This window comes from Nocardioides sp., assembly GCF_041393715.1.
GTDB lineage: Bacteria > Actinomycetota > Actinomycetes > Propionibacteriales > Nocardioidaceae > Nocardioides.
In genome coordinates, this window is record NZ_JAWKJQ010000002.1 from 43,574 (window position 1) to 58,428 (window position 14,855).

13 protein-coding genes and 1 pseudogene are annotated in these 14,855 nt (G+C 72.3%); 9 read left to right on the forward strand and 5 right to left on the reverse strand.

The genetic code is table 11. The features are described from left to right. The first annotated feature begins 5 nt into the window (after positions 1–5). From R2740_RS03065 to R2740_RS03085, 5 genes are read left to right on the forward strand one after another with little or no spacing between them, the layout of a single operon-like run. Positions 6–1,169: a serine hydrolase domain-containing protein gene (locus R2740_RS03065; RefSeq protein WP_371301224.1), complete on the forward strand. Its 1,164-nt coding sequence runs from the start codon at positions 6–8 to the stop codon at positions 1,167–1,169. Next, positions 1,166–2,053 carry a 3-keto-5-aminohexanoate cleavage protein gene (locus R2740_RS03070; RefSeq protein WP_371301225.1) on the forward strand — a complete coding sequence of 296 codons (888 nt, stop codon included), beginning with the start codon at positions 1,166–1,168 and terminating at the stop codon, positions 2,051–2,053. Before R2740_RS03065 ends, R2740_RS03070 begins: the two co-directional genes overlap by 4 nt. Next, positions 2,050–2,994 (forward strand): 3-hydroxyacyl-CoA dehydrogenase NAD-binding domain-containing protein, encoded by a 945-nt coding sequence (locus R2740_RS03075; RefSeq protein WP_371301226.1) that lies wholly within the window; start codon positions 2,050–2,052, stop codon positions 2,992–2,994. Before R2740_RS03070 ends, R2740_RS03075 begins: the two co-directional genes overlap by 4 nt. Next, the gene (locus R2740_RS03080; RefSeq protein WP_371301227.1) at positions 2,991–3,434 is read left to right on the forward strand and encodes a thioesterase family protein; all 444 of its coding nucleotides are present in this window, start codon (positions 2,991–2,993) and stop codon (positions 3,432–3,434) included. Before R2740_RS03075 ends, R2740_RS03080 begins: the two co-directional genes overlap by 4 nt. A 30-nt stretch (positions 3,435–3,464) precedes the next feature. Then, complete coding sequence (locus R2740_RS03085; protein WP_371301228.1) at positions 3,465–4,166, forward strand: biotin/lipoate A/B protein ligase family protein; 702 nt, start codon at positions 3,465–3,467, stop codon at positions 4,164–4,166. 330 nt (positions 4,167–4,496) lie between these two features. On the opposite strand, the gene fgd is transcribed toward R2740_RS03085, so the two are convergent. Then, complete coding sequence (gene fgd, locus R2740_RS03090) at positions 4,497–5,510, reverse strand: glucose-6-phosphate dehydrogenase (coenzyme-F420) (protein ID WP_371301229.1); 1,014 nt, start codon at positions 5,508–5,510, stop codon at positions 4,497–4,499. 62 nt (positions 5,511–5,572) lie between these two features. Between fgd and R2740_RS03095 the strand changes: the two genes are divergently transcribed. After that, on the forward strand, positions 5,573–6,556 hold the full coding sequence (locus R2740_RS03095; protein ID WP_371301230.1) for a TIGR03619 family F420-dependent LLM class oxidoreductase: 984 nt from the start codon (positions 5,573–5,575) through the stop codon (positions 6,554–6,556). Positions 6,557–6,576: 20 nt separating this feature from the next. Here the strand turns inward: R2740_RS03095 and R2740_RS03100 are convergent, their stop codons facing one another. Together R2740_RS03100 and R2740_RS03105 are read right to left on the reverse strand one after the other, a co-directional pair. Further along, complete coding sequence (locus R2740_RS03100) at positions 6,577–7,563, reverse strand: LLM class flavin-dependent oxidoreductase (protein WP_371301231.1); 987 nt, start codon at positions 7,561–7,563, stop codon at positions 6,577–6,579. Positions 7,564–7,724: 161 nt separating this feature from the next. After that, the gene (locus tag R2740_RS03105; protein WP_371301232.1) at positions 7,725–9,245 is read right to left on the reverse strand and encodes an AMP-binding protein; all 1,521 of its coding nucleotides are present in this window, start codon (positions 9,243–9,245) and stop codon (positions 7,725–7,727) included. Between the two features lie 102 nt (positions 9,246–9,347). On the opposite strand from R2740_RS03105, the gene R2740_RS03110 reads away from it, so the two are divergent. Further along, positions 9,348–9,773, forward strand: a complete 426-nt coding sequence (locus tag R2740_RS03110) for a pyridoxamine 5'-phosphate oxidase family protein (protein WP_371301233.1) — start codon at positions 9,348–9,350, stop codon at positions 9,771–9,773. Positions 9,774–10,816: 1,043 nt separating this feature from the next. Here R2740_RS03110 and R2740_RS03115 read toward each other — a convergent pair. Continuing rightward, positions 10,817–12,312: pseudogene (locus R2740_RS03115) on the reverse strand (amidase). Positions 12,313–12,441: 129 nt separating this feature from the next. Continuing rightward, on the reverse strand, positions 12,442–12,942 hold the full coding sequence (locus R2740_RS03120; protein WP_371301234.1) for a hotdog fold thioesterase: 501 nt from the start codon (positions 12,940–12,942) through the stop codon (positions 12,442–12,444). 116 nt (positions 12,943–13,058) lie between these two features. On the opposite strand from R2740_RS03120, the gene R2740_RS03125 reads away from it, so the two are divergent. Then, a complete protein-coding gene (locus R2740_RS03125; RefSeq protein WP_371301235.1) occupies positions 13,059–14,051 on the forward strand; it encodes an alpha/beta fold hydrolase in 993 nt (330 codons plus the stop codon). 64 nt (positions 14,052–14,115) lie between these two features. After that, on the forward strand, positions 14,116–14,850 hold the full coding sequence (locus tag R2740_RS03130) for an isoprenylcysteine carboxylmethyltransferase family protein (RefSeq protein WP_371301236.1): 735 nt from the start codon (positions 14,116–14,118) through the stop codon (positions 14,848–14,850). Positions 14,851–14,855 lie beyond the last annotated feature (5 nt).

Consider the following 14,855-nt stretch of genomic DNA (forward strand, 5'->3'; position numbering starts at 1 on the left):
CGCCGGTGCCCACCACGAACGCGGGCTCCCGGCTCGCCGGGCTCACCTTCACCGATCCCCAGCACGTCCCCGGCTGGACCCACGCCGTCCTCGGCGCTCGCCCGGACGCCGCCGCGCTGCCGCGCGCCGAGCGTGGGCTCGCCGTGGAGGTCCTCGGCGCGGGCCGCCGCCGCGGGCTCGGGGAGTGGCTCGCGGAGACCTGGGCGACCTCGCTGCTGGTGCTCGACCACGGGACCGTCGTCCACGAGTGGTACGCCGACGGGCTGGGGCCCGACACGCTGTTCCTCGGTGCCTCGATGACCAAGTCGGTGCTGGCGCACCTCGTCGGGCGGGCGGTCCACGACGGCGCGCTGGCGGTCTCCGACCCGGTGACGGCCCATGTCCCCGAGCTCGCCGGCAGCGGCTACGACGGCACCACCGTGCTCGACGTGCTGACGATGACCACCGGTGTCGCCTGGGTCGAGGACCACCGCGACCCCGCCAGCCTCGCCTCGCGGCTGCTCGCCTGCTTCGCCGAGGGCGGCGACTCGCGGGCGCTGCTGCGCGAGGTGCGGCCCGACGTGCCGCCCGGCACCCGCTTCGCCTACAACACCGCCGACTCGCAGGTGCTCGACTGGGTGCGGGAGCGGGCCACCGGCCGCGGCTACGTCGACGACGCGGCGCGGCTGTGGCGCGACCTCGGCTGCACCCGCGACGCCGTCGTCGCGGTCGACGGTCATGGTGTCGCGATGGCCGGCGGCGGCCTGGCGGCGACCACCGGCGACTGGGCGCGGGTGGCGCTGCTCGCCGTCGACGGGGTCGCCGCGTCGGGGGAGCGGCTGGTCGGCGCCGACTGGGCCGACGCGGCCGCGCGGCCGGCGTACCCGTTCACGGGGGTGGGCCGGCTGCCCAGCACGATCACCACGCACGCCGGCTTCGGCCTCCACTGGTGGCCGATGGACGACGCCGGTCGGCGGGTGACCGCCGACGGCAGCCGCGGCCAGTTCGCCTGCGCCGACCGGCGGACCGGCGCGGTGGTGGTGAAGACCTCCGCCTGGCCCTATGACGACGTCGTGGTCGACCGGCAGGCGCGCGACCTCAGCTATCTCGGCCTGCACGCGATCCTCGACACCCTCGGCGACCCCGTCGCCCCGACCCCGATCTCGACACCGAAGGAGGACACCCCGTGAACCGCAACGTCATCATCACCTGTGCTCTGACCGGAGCAGGCGACACCGTCGGCAGGTCCGAGCACGTGCCCGTGACGCCCGAGCAGATCGCCGAGGCCGGGATCTCGGCCGCGCGAGCGGGGGCCGCCATCGTGCACGTCCATGTGCGCGATCCTGAGACGGGCAAGGGGTCGCGCGAGGTCGCGCTCTATCGCGAGGTCGTCGAGCGGGTCCGCGACAGCGGCGTCGACGTCGTCATCAACACGACCGCCGGCATGGGCGGCGACCTGATGCTCGACCCGCAGGAGCCGACGCGCTTCGTCGAGGGCACCGACCTGGTCAACGGCGTGGAGCGGCTGGTGCACGTCGCCGAGGTGCAGCCCGACATCTGCACGCTCGACTGCGGCAGCCTCAACTTCGGGGAGGGCAGTCTGGTCTATGTCAGCACGCCCGACATCCTGCGCGACGGCGCGAAGCGCATCCAGGAGCTCGGGGTGCGCGTGGAGATGGAGATCTTCGACACCGGTCATCTGTGGTTCGCCCAGCAGCTCGTCGAGGAGGGGCTGATCGACGCGCCGGCGATGTTCCAGCTCTGCATGGACATCCCCTACGGCGCCCCGGCCGACCCCGCGCTGCTGATGGCGATGGTCAACCGGCTCCCCGCCGGCTCGGTGTGGACGTCGTTCGCACTCGGCCGGATGCAGATGCCGTGGGTCGCCCAGTCGGTGCTGCTCGGCGGCCACGTGCGGGTGGGCCTGGAGGACAACCTCTACCTCTCCCGCGGCGTCAAGGCCACCAACGCCCAGCTGGTCGAGCGGGCCCGCACCATCGTCGAGGCGATGGGCGCCAGCGTCGCCACCCCCGACGACGCCCGCGAGATCCTGCGCCTGCGGAGCCGTTCGTGAGCGGGCGGCCGGCGCCCGACGCCGTCCGCACCGTCGCCTGCGTCGGCACCGGCGTCATCGGCGGCGGCTGGGCCGCGCACTTCCTCGGCCGCGGCTACAACGTGGTCGCCTGGGACCCGAGCGAGGGCGCCGAGGACCGGCTGCGGCACCTGGTGGCGCAGGCCTGGCCGGCGCTCACCGAGCTCGGGCTCGCCGACGGCGCCAGCCAGGACCGGCTCCGGTTCGAGCCCGACCTGGCGGCCGCGGTCGACGGCGTCGACGTCATCCAGGAGAGTGCGCCCGAGACGCTCGAGCTCAAGCGCAGGCTGCTCGCCGACATCGACGCCGTGGCCGCGCCCGACATCGTGATCTCGTCCTCGACGTCGGGCTACCTGATGTCCGACATGCAGGTCGACTGCGCGACGCCCGAGCGCACCATCGTCGGCCACCCCTTCAACCCGCCGTACCTCATCCCGCTGGTCGAGGTGGTCGGCGGCGAGAAGACCACCCAGGAGGTCGTCGAGTGGACCTCGGCGTTCTTCACCGCCGCCGGCAAGTCGGTGATCACGATGGACCGCGAGGTCCCCGGGTTCATCGCCAACCGGCTGCAGGAGGCGCTGTGGCGCGAGGCGCTGCACATGGTCGCGGCCAACGAGGCCACGGTCGAGCAGATCGACCTCTCGATCACCGACGGCCCCGGGCTGCGCTGGCCGATCCACGGGCCGTGCCTCACCTTCCACCTGGCCGGCGGTCAGGGCGGGATGGCGCACATGCTCCACCACTTCGGCCCCGCGCTGGAGTCGCCGTGGACCCGGCTGATCTCGCCGGAGCTGACCGACGACCTGCGCGACGCGATGATCGCCGGCTGCGAGGACGAGGCCGCCGGCCGCACCATCGACGAGCTCAACCGCGAGCGGGACGCGGGCGTGATCGCGATCCTGAGGGCCCTCGGTCGGGCATGACGGTCGTCACCCACGTCCGCTGCCTGCCCGAGTGGGTCGACTACAACGGCCACATGTCCGAGGCCTACTACGTGCTGGTCCTCGGCTATGCCACCGATGCGGTGCTCGACGCCATCGGCATGGACGCCGACCACCGGACCGCGCAGCAGACGTCGGTCTTCACGACCGAGGCCCACGTGCGCTATCTCGACGAGGTCTCCGACGGTGACGAGATCGAGACCCGCTCGCAGGTCGTCGGGGTGTCGAGCAAGGGGGTGTGGATCTGGCACGAGCTCTGGGTCGGCGGCACCCTGCGCGCCACCGAGGAGATCCTCGGGCTGCACGTCTCCACCGCCACCGACCGGGTCACGCCCTTCCCCGACCCCGTGCGCGCCGAGCTCGACCGGCTGTTGGTGGAGCCACCGCCGGAGGCCGGGCGCAGCATCCGGCTGCGCTCCTGAGATCGGTCGTCGCGGGCTAGGCTCGCCCGGGTGAGCGGCCCCTTCGGCGACGGACCCGTGCGGGTGCTGGACCCGGTCGAGGCGCGGGTGCTCGTCGACGACCTCGAGGGCGCGCGGGCGCGGGTCTCCGGGCTGGTGGCCGGTGAGGGAGCGGTGCTGGCGCTGGCGGCGGCGCGGCCGACCGCGGCGTTCAGCCGTCGTGACACGCTGCTGCCGGGCTTCGAGGCGGCGTCGACGGCGGTGGCCGCGCACGGCTACCCGCCGGTGCTGCGCCCGGTCGGCGGCCGGCTGGCCGTCTATGACGAGGGCTCGCTGGTGCTGCAGCTGCTTGCGCCGCATCCCGAGCCGACGCGGCACCTGCGAGAGCGGTTCTCTCTCATGGGCGAGGCGCTGGCCGCGGCGCTGCGGTCGCTGGGCGTCGACGCCCGGGTGGGTCGGGTGCCGGGGGAGTACTGCGAGGGCGAGTTCAGCGTCAACCACGCCGGCCTCACCAAGCTGGTCGGCACCGGCCAGCGGCTCACCGGCCGCGGCTTCCTCTTCAGCGCGGTGGTGATGGTCCACGGCGCCGACCGGGCCCGCGCGGCGCTCGTCGACGGGTACGCCGCCCTGGGCCTCGAGCTGCGGCCCGAGACGGTCGGCTGCGTGGCCGACGCCCTGCCGGACGTCACGCTCGGCCAGGTCTCCGACGCGATCCTCGGGGCCGTTGCGGACGTCGTACGGACGGAGGCGTAGGCGGCGCTTCACCGGGCGAAGTGCGCGGGCCAGGCCGGCGCCGCCCGACAAGCGCCGCGACGTGGCCGGTGCTGAGTGACGTCATACGAGGTGGTCGCCAGGCAGGTCGGAGCGTATGACGTCCCGGGGCGCGGGGTGGGCAACGCATGACGCCCGGACCTCGAGGCCCTGACCTCGGCCAGTCCATCGTGCCGAGCCGCATCCGAGGGCAAGGTTGCCCAGATCCCCGGGAGCAGCCGGTCGGACAGACAATGGGGGCATCGCCGGCGGGCGCCACGCGAGACGTTCGACCCGTGGGAGCCGATTGTCTGTCCGAGTGGTGGGGGAGGGTCAGCCCACCAGGCCACGCAGCAGCGGCAGCACCTCGGCGCCGAAGGACGACAGGAAGGCCTCCTGGTCGTGGCCGGGGGCGTGGAAGACCAGGTGGTCGAAGCCGGCGTCGACGTAGGGGCGGACCGCGTCGACGACACCCTCGGGGGTGGTCTCGACGATCCAGCGGGAGGCGACCTGCTCGATGGGGAGCGCGTCTGCCGCCGCGGCCATCGCCATCGGGTCGTCCAGCGCATGCTTCTGCTCCGCGCTCAACGACAGTGGCGCCCAGAAGCGGCAGTTCTCGAGCGCCTCCTCGCGGGTGGGGGCATAGGACAGCTTGATCTCGATCATCCGGCCGAAGTGGGCCGGTGCGCGGTCCCGCGCGGCCAGCCCTTCGGCCACCGCGGGCAGCAACGCCTCGGTGTAGAGGTCCATGCCCTTGCCGCTGGTGCAGATGAACCCGTCGCCGACGCGACCGGCGTACTTCGCCATCTGGGGGCCGCCGGCCGCGACATAGATCGGTACGCCGGCCTCGGGGCGGTCGTAGATCGTGGCGTCGACGGTGCGGTAGTAGTCCCCCTCGAAGGTGACTCGCTCGCCCGACCAGAGTGCACGCAGCAGTCGCAGCGACTCGCGCAGCCGGGCGTAGCGCTCCTTGAAGTCGGGCCACTCGGCCAACCCCACGGAGATCTCGTTGAGCGCCTCGCCGCTGCCGACGCCGAGGATCACCCGGCCGGGCGCGAGCAGGGCGAGGGTGGCGAACTGCTGGGCCAGCACCGCCGGGTTGTAGCGGAAGGTCGGGGTCAGCACGCTGGTGCCGAGCACCACCCGCTCGGTCCGCTCGCCGATCGCCGCGAGGCACGCCAGTGCGTTGGGCGCGTGGCCGCCCTCGTGCCGCCAGGGCTGGAGATGGTCGCTGACCATCACGCTCTCCAGGCCGACCTGCTCGGCCCGGACTCCGAGCTCGACCAGCTCCCGCGGGCCGAACTGCTCCGCCGAGGCCTTGTAGCCGATGGTGAGGTCAGAAGTCATGAGTCGATGATGCCCTGTCTGTGGGGAGGTCGGACGCTGGCGTCGAGTGGCAGGATCGAAGGATGAGCGAGGACCTGCCGCTGATCGGGTTCGGCCTGCCGGTGTCGGGCAGCTGGGCCACCCCGGCCACCATGCTTCGCGTCGCTCGCCGGGCCGAAGCGCTCGGCTATGCGTCGCTGTGGAGCTTCCAGCGGCTGCTGGTGCCGGAGACCGGAAGTGCCGCGGCTCGCGACGCGGTCGGCAACCCGGCGAACCGGCCGGCCGACTCGCCGGCCTACCAGGCCGTCCACGACGCGTTGCTGCCGCTCGCCTACGTCGCCGGGCACACGGAGCGGATCGGTCTGGGCACCGCCACGATCTGCGCGCCGTTCGTCGCGCCGGCCTGGCTGGCGAAGCAGACGACCACGCTCGACCATCTTGCCGGCGGCCGGCTCACCGTCGGGGTGGGCATCGGCTGGATGCCGGAGGAGTACGCCGCCGCCGGGGTTCCCTTCGCCCGCCGCGGAGCGCGGATGGAGGACTATCTCCAGTGCCTGCAGGCGTTGTGGGGCGAGGACCCGGTCGAGTACGCCGGCGAGTTCTACACCGTGCCCCGCTCGCGCACCGGCCTCAAGCCGGTCCAGCGTCCGCATCCGCCACTGCTCCTCGGCGGTGCCGCGCCGGCCGCGCTGCGTCGCGCCGGCCGGCTCGCGCAGGGGTGGATCAGCAGCAGTCGTCAGAACCTGAGCCGGATCTCCGAGCCCATCGAGCTGGTGCGCGAGGGTGCCCGGGAGGCGGGCCGCGACCCCGACGCCCTGCGGTTCGTGGTCCGCTCGCTGGTCGACCTGGCCGACGCGGACCCGGGTCCCGACCGCCGCCCGCTGCACGGCACCCGTGAGCAGGTGCTGGAGGACTTCGCGATGCTGCGCGCCCAGGGTGTCACCGAGGTCTTCGTCGACCTCAACTTCATGCCCCGGATCGGCTCGCCCGACGTGGATGCCGAAGCGGCCACGGCCGAGGCCGAGCACGTGCTCGAGGCGCTGGCCCCGGCGCACGTCTCGGCCTGACCGGTCGGCGTACTCGTGGCTCAGGAGGCCTCGACCTTGGGCATGATGTCGTTCTTCAGCCGCTTCATGTCGTCGAGGGTCTTCGACACCGGTACGTCGGCGAACGGCGGCCACAGCAGCGGCATCGTGAGGCCCGCCTCCTGGTAGCGCTTGAGCATGTCGGTGATCTGCCGCTCGCTGCCGACCAGGATGTTGGACACCTTGCCGTTGTCGGTCTGGTCGACGTCCTCGTCGGTGATCGTGAACCAGATCATGCTGCACATGTCGAGGTCGTCGATCGACTTGCCGAGCTCCTCGAGCTCGCGGGCGATCGCCGTCCGCCACTCGGTGAGCTCGCGCGGGGTGTCCTGGATGCCGATCCAGCCGTGCAGGCCGTACTTCGCGACGCGGTTGGCCGAGCGCTTGGGATCGCGCAGCCCGCTGAAGTAGATCGGCGGGTGCGGGTCCTGGACCGGCTTGTGGCCGAAGCCGCAGGGCTCGAAGTCGGCGTGCTCACCGTGGTACTCGAAGAGCTCGTTGGTCCACACGCCCTTGCAGATCTCGATCGTCTCGCGGACGTGGGAGTGCCGGCGGGCGAAGCGCTCCGGGACGCTGGCCGCGGCGAACTCCTCCGGCATCCAGCCGGAGCCGATGCCGACGTTGAGGCGGCCACCGGAGAGCTGGTCGATGGTCGCGCACTCGGCGGCGAAGAGGGCGGGCCCTCGGAACGGCGTGTTGGTGATGCTCATCCCGATCCGCAGCTTCTCGGTGCGGGCGGCCAGCCACGGCAGGATCGGCCAGCCCTGGAACCACTTGCCCCGGGCCTCCACCGGCAGCTGGGTGGGGAACTCCTTCATCATGCCGAAGGAGTACTGCAGCTCACCGCGGTCGGAGGCCTCCGGTGTGACGAGCCGATCGAGGGTCCACACCGAGTCGAAGTCGAGCTCCTCCGCGAGGTCGGTGAGATCCTCGAGCTCCTGGACCGTGACGTGGTTGCGGTAGGTGGGCAGATAGAGCGCGAGCTTCATGGGCGGACATCTCCTCGGGATCGGGCGCCAGGCCGGCCGGGGTTCGTGGGGTGGACCCCGGTCCGGACCCGTGTGACGATCCTCACCAGCGGCCGCGGAGGCTCACAAGGCTTCGGCTGCTCATGGTTTCCTCAACGCCGCTCAACGGAGCCGGATCCCGCTCAACGGAGCCGTTCGCGCAGCTCGCGCTTGAGCACCTTGCCGTAGTTGTTGACCGGCAGCGCGTCGACGAAGTGGTAGTCCTTGGGCCGCTTGAAGCGGGCGATCCGGTCCAGGCAGGTCTGGTCGAGCTCCGCCTCGGTCGGCGCCGGATCGCCGGCGACCACGAAGGCGACCACCGACTCGCCCCACTCCGGGTCGGGACGCCCGACGACCGCGACCGCCTCCACCTGCGGGTGGGTGAGGAGTGCCTCCTCGACCTCGCGGGGGTAGATGTTCATCCCCCCGCTGATGATCAGGTCCTTGGACCGGTCGTGGAGGGTGAGGAAGCCGTCGTCGTCGAAGCTGCCGATGTCACCGGTGTGCAGCCAGCCGCCCCGGAGGGTCTCGGCGGTCGCCTCGGGCTGGTTCCAGTAGCCCGCCATCACGACCCGGCCGCGGACCACGACCTCGCCCTCCTGACCGGCGGGCAGCGGCTGGTCGTCGTCGTCGAAGACCCGCACCTCCACGTCGGTGCGGGGGAAGCCGACGCTCTGCATCCGCTCCCGCCAGCGGGGGTGGTCGCGGTCGCCGTGGTCGGCCTTGGACAGCCCGGTGATCGTCATCGGTGTCTCGCCCTGGCCATAGATCTGGGCGAGTCGCGGGCCGAAGGTCTCCAGCGCGTCCTCGAGGTCGGCGAGGTACATCGGGGCGCCGCCGTAGATGATCGTCTTGAGGGCCGTCAGGTCGGCGTCGCGGAGGGCGGGGTCGCCGGCCAGCCGTCGTACCATCAGCGGCGCGGCGAAGAACGACATGCCGGGCCAGCGCTCGAGCAGCTCCAGCAGCTCGGGCCCGTCGAGCCCGCCCGACGCGGGGATCACGCTGACCGCGCCCTTCGCGACATGGGGGAGGCCGTAGAGCCCGGCTCCGTGGGAGAGCGGCGCGGCGTGCAGCACGCTGTCGTGGTCGGCGATCGCGCCGATGTCGGCGTAGTAGCTCAGCGAGGCCATCAGCAGGTTGCCCATGGTCAGCGTGGCGCCCTTGGGCTGGCCGGTGGTGCCGCTGGTGTAGAACAGCCAGGCCGCGTCGTCCGGACCCCGGTCGACGAGGCTGATCGGGTCGGCTCCGATGAGGGCGTCCCACGACGGGCCGGGGGCGACCACGACCGTGCGCAGCGACGCGACGCTGCCGACCAGCGCCTCGACGTCGGAGGCGTGCTCCTCGTCGGTGACGACGACCTGGGTGCCGCTGTGGCCGAGGACGTAGGCGATCTCCTCGCGGTGCAGCCGCGCGTTGACCGGGACGGCGACCAGGCCGGCGTGCCAGGCGGCGAACTGTGCCTCGAGGTACTCCGGCCGGTTGCGCATCACGATCGCGACCCGGTCGCCGGGCGCGAGCCCGAGCTCGTCGCGCATCCCGCCGGCCGCCGCCGCCACCCGCGCGGCGAGCTCGGCCCAGGTGGCGTGCACGCGGGTGCCCTCGGCGAGGGCAGGCCGGTCCCGGAGCCGGCGTCCGTTGCGCTCGACCCAGCTGGCGAGGTTCATGCCCACAACCTGACGGCCGGTCGTCGTACGGGTCAAGGTGCTCGTGGTCGCGTTGAGGACCACGTGATGGTCAGGGTCGGCGCGATGGGTCACGCTGGCAGGGTGCGACTGGACGAGGACGACGCCCGGGCCCGGCTCGCCGGGCAGGTGCACGGGGTGCTGTGCACCCTCCACCCGCGTCGTGGGCCCGACCCGCAGCCGGTCGTCTACGCCGTCAGCGACGGCCACGTCGGCGTCCCGATCGACACCGTGAAGCCCAAGTCGTCCGCGCGCCTGCAGCGCGAGGCCAACCTGGAGGCCGACCCTCGCGCCTCCCTGCTGGTCGAGCACTGGGAGCTCGAGGACTGGTCGCGGCTGTGGTGGGTGCGGGCTGAGCTGTCCCACGTCGCCGACCCTGGGCCGGCCCTGCTCGACGACCTCGCCTTCCGGCTGGCTCGGGCCGTCCCGCAGTACGTCGACCGCCCCTTCCATCGGATCCTCGTCTGCCGGATCGTCGGCGTCACGGGCTGGGCGGCCGTGGGCGACTGAGGGGTGCCTTCGACGCGGTCCGGGGCCGAACCGAGGTCCGCCGCACCGCTGGCTGGCGGGTTCCGCGCCCACGGCCAGTCGGTAGGCCATGCGAGCCCGACCCCCAACGGTCGGCCGCCCGGATCGGGCCTGGCTCCATGCCCAACTTCGCCGATGAGCGGCTGCGGGCGCGGTCACGCTGTCACGATGGCCCAGTGCAGCTCGAGTTCAGCCGTCCAGCCGGTGAGGCTGTCGCGTGGGTGGACGAGTTACCTCCGGTGTCAGTTGTGTCGTCAGTGGGCCAGGTGACCGGGTACTGGCGTTGGCGAGGTACCGCGCCGGCCTCTGCGATCAGGCGCGCTGCGGGATGGGGGTACCGAGCGGGCTTCGGCGGCATGGGTGAGTACGGGGTCCTCGGCGCGACTTTCGAGCCACACGAGTACCCGTACCTCGCTGTGCATGTTGCGACCACGGTCGATGTGGGTAGTCCTGCCCCCGGCAAGTTCGGGGGCGCCCGGGTGGGTCTTCCATTCGGATACGTCGGAGGCGTGCTCGCAGGGGCCCTTCAAGAACCCGAACGGGTTGGCCCCGGAACGCTGCGATTTGAACACGCCGCTGTGCACGAGGTTGATAGCTCGTGGGAGGTGTTTCGGCTCTTGGCAGTCGGCGTCGTGAGGCTCGTTGGCCTCCCAACGGGGGGCGACGCGACCGGCTTGTTGCCGAGATTTGGTGGTTCGACTCCAGAGTCTCCGGGAGCCGACTGATCCATCCGGCTCTGCTGCCAGGCGTGCGCAGCTCTGCCGTTGCGCAGGTGCCTGGCTGGGTCTGTGGGATCGTCTAGACGTGCGCCGCTCGGCTCGCTTGCCAACGGGGCGGCTGAGGTCTTGGGCGCCACAGACCCACGGATTGCCCGGCTCCGTAGCGCTCAGGTTAGCCGCTTTGGGGGCGGCTACGCTCGCCCGACTCTGCCGCGATCCGCGCACCCGCCAGGAGCTCTCCACGGGCGAAGACGACGTTCTCCCAGTGCCGCCGCGGCGGCCACCGGTCGCGGACGAGGCCGAGGTCTAGGTGCTCAGCGAGGGGTGCAGCTCGGCGTAGCGGTGGAACCAGGGCCGTGCCTGCTCGAGCTCGGCGGCAAGGCGGAGCAGGAGGCCGTCGGAGGCGAGGGGGCCGACGAACTGGACGCCCAGCGGGAGCCCGGCGGCGGTCCAGTGGAGCGGGACGGAGATCGCGGGTCGGCCGGTGATGTTGGCCAGCTGGGTGTAGGGCACCCAGCCGAGGTTGTCGGTGATCAGCTGGTCGAGGATGCCGGTCGCGTTGAGGAGCTTGCCGGCGCGAACCTTGGCGATGACCCGAGAGGCGCGCTGCAGCATCGCCGGGGTGTCGACCGAACCCACCTCCAGCGGGGGTTTGGCGAGGGTCGGAGTGAGCAACAGGTCGTAGCGCTGGTGGAAGTCATCGAGAGCGCGGATGTGCGTGTTGACGTTGTCCAGCGAGGCGAAGAGAGCGCCGACGCCCGCGGCTCGTCCGATCTCGGCGACGGCGAGGGAGTCCGCGGCGAAGGCGCTGTCGGATGAGCCGAGGCGCGCCTTGATCGAGCGGATCTGACCGTGGAGCTGGGCGAACCAGATGGTCAGGAAGTCACGCGCGAGCGCCTCGTCGTCGTGGGGCGGCTCGACGGGCTCGACCTCGTGGCCGAGCTCGGTCAGCACGGTGGCCGCGCTCTCCACCGCGGCGACCGCCTCCGGGTCCGGGCTGGGGTTGATGGCCGAGGCGACCGTGAACCCGATCCGCAGGCGGGCAGGGCGCTGGTCCAGCCGAGGGAGGAACGGGTCGGGCGCCCCGGCGACGTACGCCGCGTAGCGAGCCGGCGCGCCGACGATCGCGTCGAGGAGTGCGGCGCTGTCCCGGACAGTGCGGGAGACCACTCCCTGGGTGACCATCCCGAACATCATCTCGCTGCCCTGGGGGCCATACGGCGTGAGGCCGCGGCTGAGCTTGAGGCCGACCAGACCGTTGCAGGCCGCGGGATGCGGACCGACCCGCCGCCGTCGTTGGCGCCCGCCGCGGGGACGATCCCCGCCGCCACGGCGGCACCGGAGCCGCCGGACGACCCGCCCGGGGTGTGGGCCGGGTTCCAGGGGTTGCGAGCCCGCCCGAGGAAGTCGTCCTCGGTGATGCCCTTCGCGCCGAACTCGGGGGTGTTGGTCTTGCCGAACACGACCAGTCCGGCGTCGAGGAAGCGCTGGGTGACCACCGCGTGCTCCTCGGCGACGTCGTTCGCCAGCGCGCGTGAGCCGTTGCTGGTGGGGAAGCCGGCGTACTCCTGAGCGAGGTCCTTGACGAGGAACGGTACGCCGGCGAAGGGGCCCGTCAGCTGCTCGGCGGCCCGGGCGTCGGCGACCTGGTCCAGCATCCTGACAACCGCGTTGATCGTCGGGTTGACCTGATCGGTGCGCTGCCGCGCGAGCGACAACAGCTCCGCAGCGGTGACCTGCTTGTCAGCCACCAGTGCGGCGAGGGCGGTGGCGTCGGAGCTGAGGTACTCGTCGAGATGCACGTGGTCGAGTCTAGGAGTGCTTCGTCCTCGGCGTGGGAGCCACCGAGGACCACCTTCCCGCCCGTCGGCCGGTGTCGCCCTCAGCGGGCGGCGCAGGCAGCAGCGCGAGGCGAACCTCGAGGCCGATGCTCAGCCGGCCGCGTCGAGCACGGCGACCGTGCAGCGCGACACGCACACCAGCCTGCCGTCGTCGTCACAGACGCGTGTCTCCCAGACCTGGGAACGACGCCCCAGCGAGAGGGGACGCGCGGTGCCGAGGACCCAACCGGTCGTGACCGGTCGCAGGTGGTTGGCGTTGATCTCCATCCCGACGCACCTCCGGTCGGTGCCGACCACGAAGGTCGCCGCGAAGCTGACGAGCGTCTCGGCGAGAAGGACCGATGCGCCACCGTGCAGGAGTCCGAGGGGCTGCCGGGTGCGGTCGTCCACCGGCATCCGAGCGGTCAGGTGGTCGTCACCGAGCTCGAGGAACTCGATGCCGAGATGGCCGACGGCGCAGCCGGCACTCAGCGCGTTGGCCAGGGCGAGGTCCGGGCGGCCGTGCCAGATCGTGGTCGGTCCGGCTCCCGGGTCGCTCGTGGCGCGTGCCGGGCCGGAGAGGGTGGTCGAGGTGACGTCGGTGTCGGACATGGCGCCCATGCTGCCGGCGCGAGATCGGCGAGGCAGCCGGAGAACTACCCCACTTTCCGCGCGGGCGGTTAACTGGCCCGGTGGTAGCGCGGGAGCAGCGCCTGGGAGAGGCGCCGATGGCCGACGGGACGCGAGTGGCGTACGCCGTGACGGGCAGCGGCCCTGCGCTGGTGGTGGCACCCGGATGGTTGAGCCACCTCGAGCTGGACTGGTCGATCCCCGCACAACGCCTCTTCCACGAGTCGCTCTCGTCGGGACGGACCCTGGTCCGCTACGACCGGCCCGGCTGCGGCCTCTCCGACCCCTATGCCGGGCCGCGAAGCATCGAGCACGAGCTGGCCACGCTGGCCGCCGTGGTCGACGCACTGGCCCTGGATCGCTTCGACCTGTTCGGTTGGTCGCTCGGCGCACCGGTGGCCGCGCGGTGGGCGGCGGACCACCCCGGGAGCGTCGCGCGGCTGGTGCTGTACGGCGGGTGGGCCACCGGGTCGGCGATCGGTGACGAGGCGAGCCGCACCCACGTGCTCGGGTTGCTCGCCAGCCACTGGGGCCTCGGCTCCGACGTGCTCACCGAGCTGTTCGCGCCCGATGCCGACCCGGGCACGCGCCGGGTGCAGGCGCAGTACCAACGAGCCGCGTCGTCGGCCGACACCGCGGTCGCGCTGCTCGAGCTGGCCTACAGCATCGATGTCTCCACGTCCCTGCCCCGCGTCACGGCACCCACCCTGGTGCTGCACCGGGAGAAGGACCGGGCGGCGCCTCAGGCGCAGGGCAGACTCCTCGCCGAACGGATCCCCGGCGCCCGCTACGTGGAGCTGGCCGGCCGCTCCCACCTCCCGGCGATGGGCGACTCCCGGGCCGTTGCCGACCAGATCCGTCGCTTCCTCCAGCTGCGCCCGCTGCGGGCCGCCGCACCGATCGGGCTGACCCTTCGGCAGGCCGAGGTCGCGGCGCTGGTCGCCCAGGGGCTCACCAACCGAGAGGTGGCTGAGCGCCTGCACATCAGTGAGCGCTCGGCCGAGTCCCACGTGGAGCGGATCCGGCAGCGTCTCGGTTTCCGGTCGCGCACCCAGCTGGCCGCGTGGTACGTCGCGCAGCACGCACCGTGACGCCAAGCCGACTGCGGTAGTTCCACGGCTGCGCGCCGAGGGCTCGATCGCCCAGTCTCGTGCGGTGCGACGACTCCCGGTACTGCTCGTGTCCGCGCTCGGCTGGGCGGGCTTCAACCTCGTGACCGTGTGGACGATGGCGTTCCTGGCCGACGTGGTCGTGCCGCGCACCGTCGACGGCCCCCAGCGGCTGGGGACCCCGGCCGCCGTCGTCACGGATGTCGGACTGTTGCTGCTCTTCGGCGTCCAGCACACGGTGATGGCCCGCCACGGGTTCAAGGCCAGGCTGCGGCCCTGGATGCCGGCTCCGTTCGAGCGGGCGGTCTACGTGCTCGCCACGGACGTCGTCCTCCTCCTGCTGCTGCTCTGCTGGCAGCCGTTCGGTGGCGAGGTGTGGCGCGTCGACGGCGCGTTCGCGGTCGTGCTGTGGGTGCTCTACGCCGTGGGCTGGGCGTGGTCCATCGGAGCGACGTTCGCGGTCGACCACCTCGAGCTCGTGGGGCTGCGTCAGGCCGGGTGGCTCGCAGGCACGACCACCGCGCGAGCGGGAGGACTGCAGACGGGTGGCCTGCACGCCCTGATGCGGCACCCGCTGATGACCGGGCTCCTCGTCACCGTCTGGGCGACCCCGCACATGGGCGGCTCGCACCTGCTCTACGCGGTGGGTGTCTCCGGCTACATCGCGTTCGGTCTCCGGTTCGAGGAGCGTGACCTGCGGCGCGCCTTCGGCCCGGCTTACGACGAGTACGCCGGTCGCGTGGGGGCGGTCCTCCCTCGGCTCACCACCCGCGGCGGCTGACCCGC

Excerpts from the sequence above, each read along its gene's own strand:
- R2740_RS03125 (WP_371301235.1), top strand. The coding sequence starts at position 13,059 with ATGGCCGACGGGACGCGAGTGGCGTACGCCGTGACGGGCAGCGGCCCT.
- fgd (WP_371301229.1), bottom strand. The coding sequence starts at position 5,510 with ATGACTTCTGACCTCACCATCGGCTACAAGGCCTCGGCGGAGCAGTTC.
- R2740_RS03080 (WP_371301227.1), top strand. The coding sequence starts at position 2,991 with ATGACGGTCGTCACCCACGTCCGCTGCCTGCCCGAGTGGGTCGACTAC.
- R2740_RS03100 (WP_371301231.1), bottom strand. The coding sequence starts at position 7,563 with ATGAAGCTCGCGCTCTATCTGCCCACCTACCGCAACCACGTCACGGTC.
- R2740_RS03105 (WP_371301232.1), bottom strand. The coding sequence starts at position 9,245 with ATGAACCTCGCCAGCTGGGTCGAGCGCAACGGACGCCGGCTCCGGGAC.
- R2740_RS03120 (WP_371301234.1), bottom strand. The coding sequence starts at position 12,942 with ATGTCCGACACCGACGTCACCTCGACCACCCTCTCCGGCCCGGCACGC.
- R2740_RS03095 (WP_371301230.1), top strand. The coding sequence starts at position 5,573 with ATGAGCGAGGACCTGCCGCTGATCGGGTTCGGCCTGCCGGTGTCGGGC.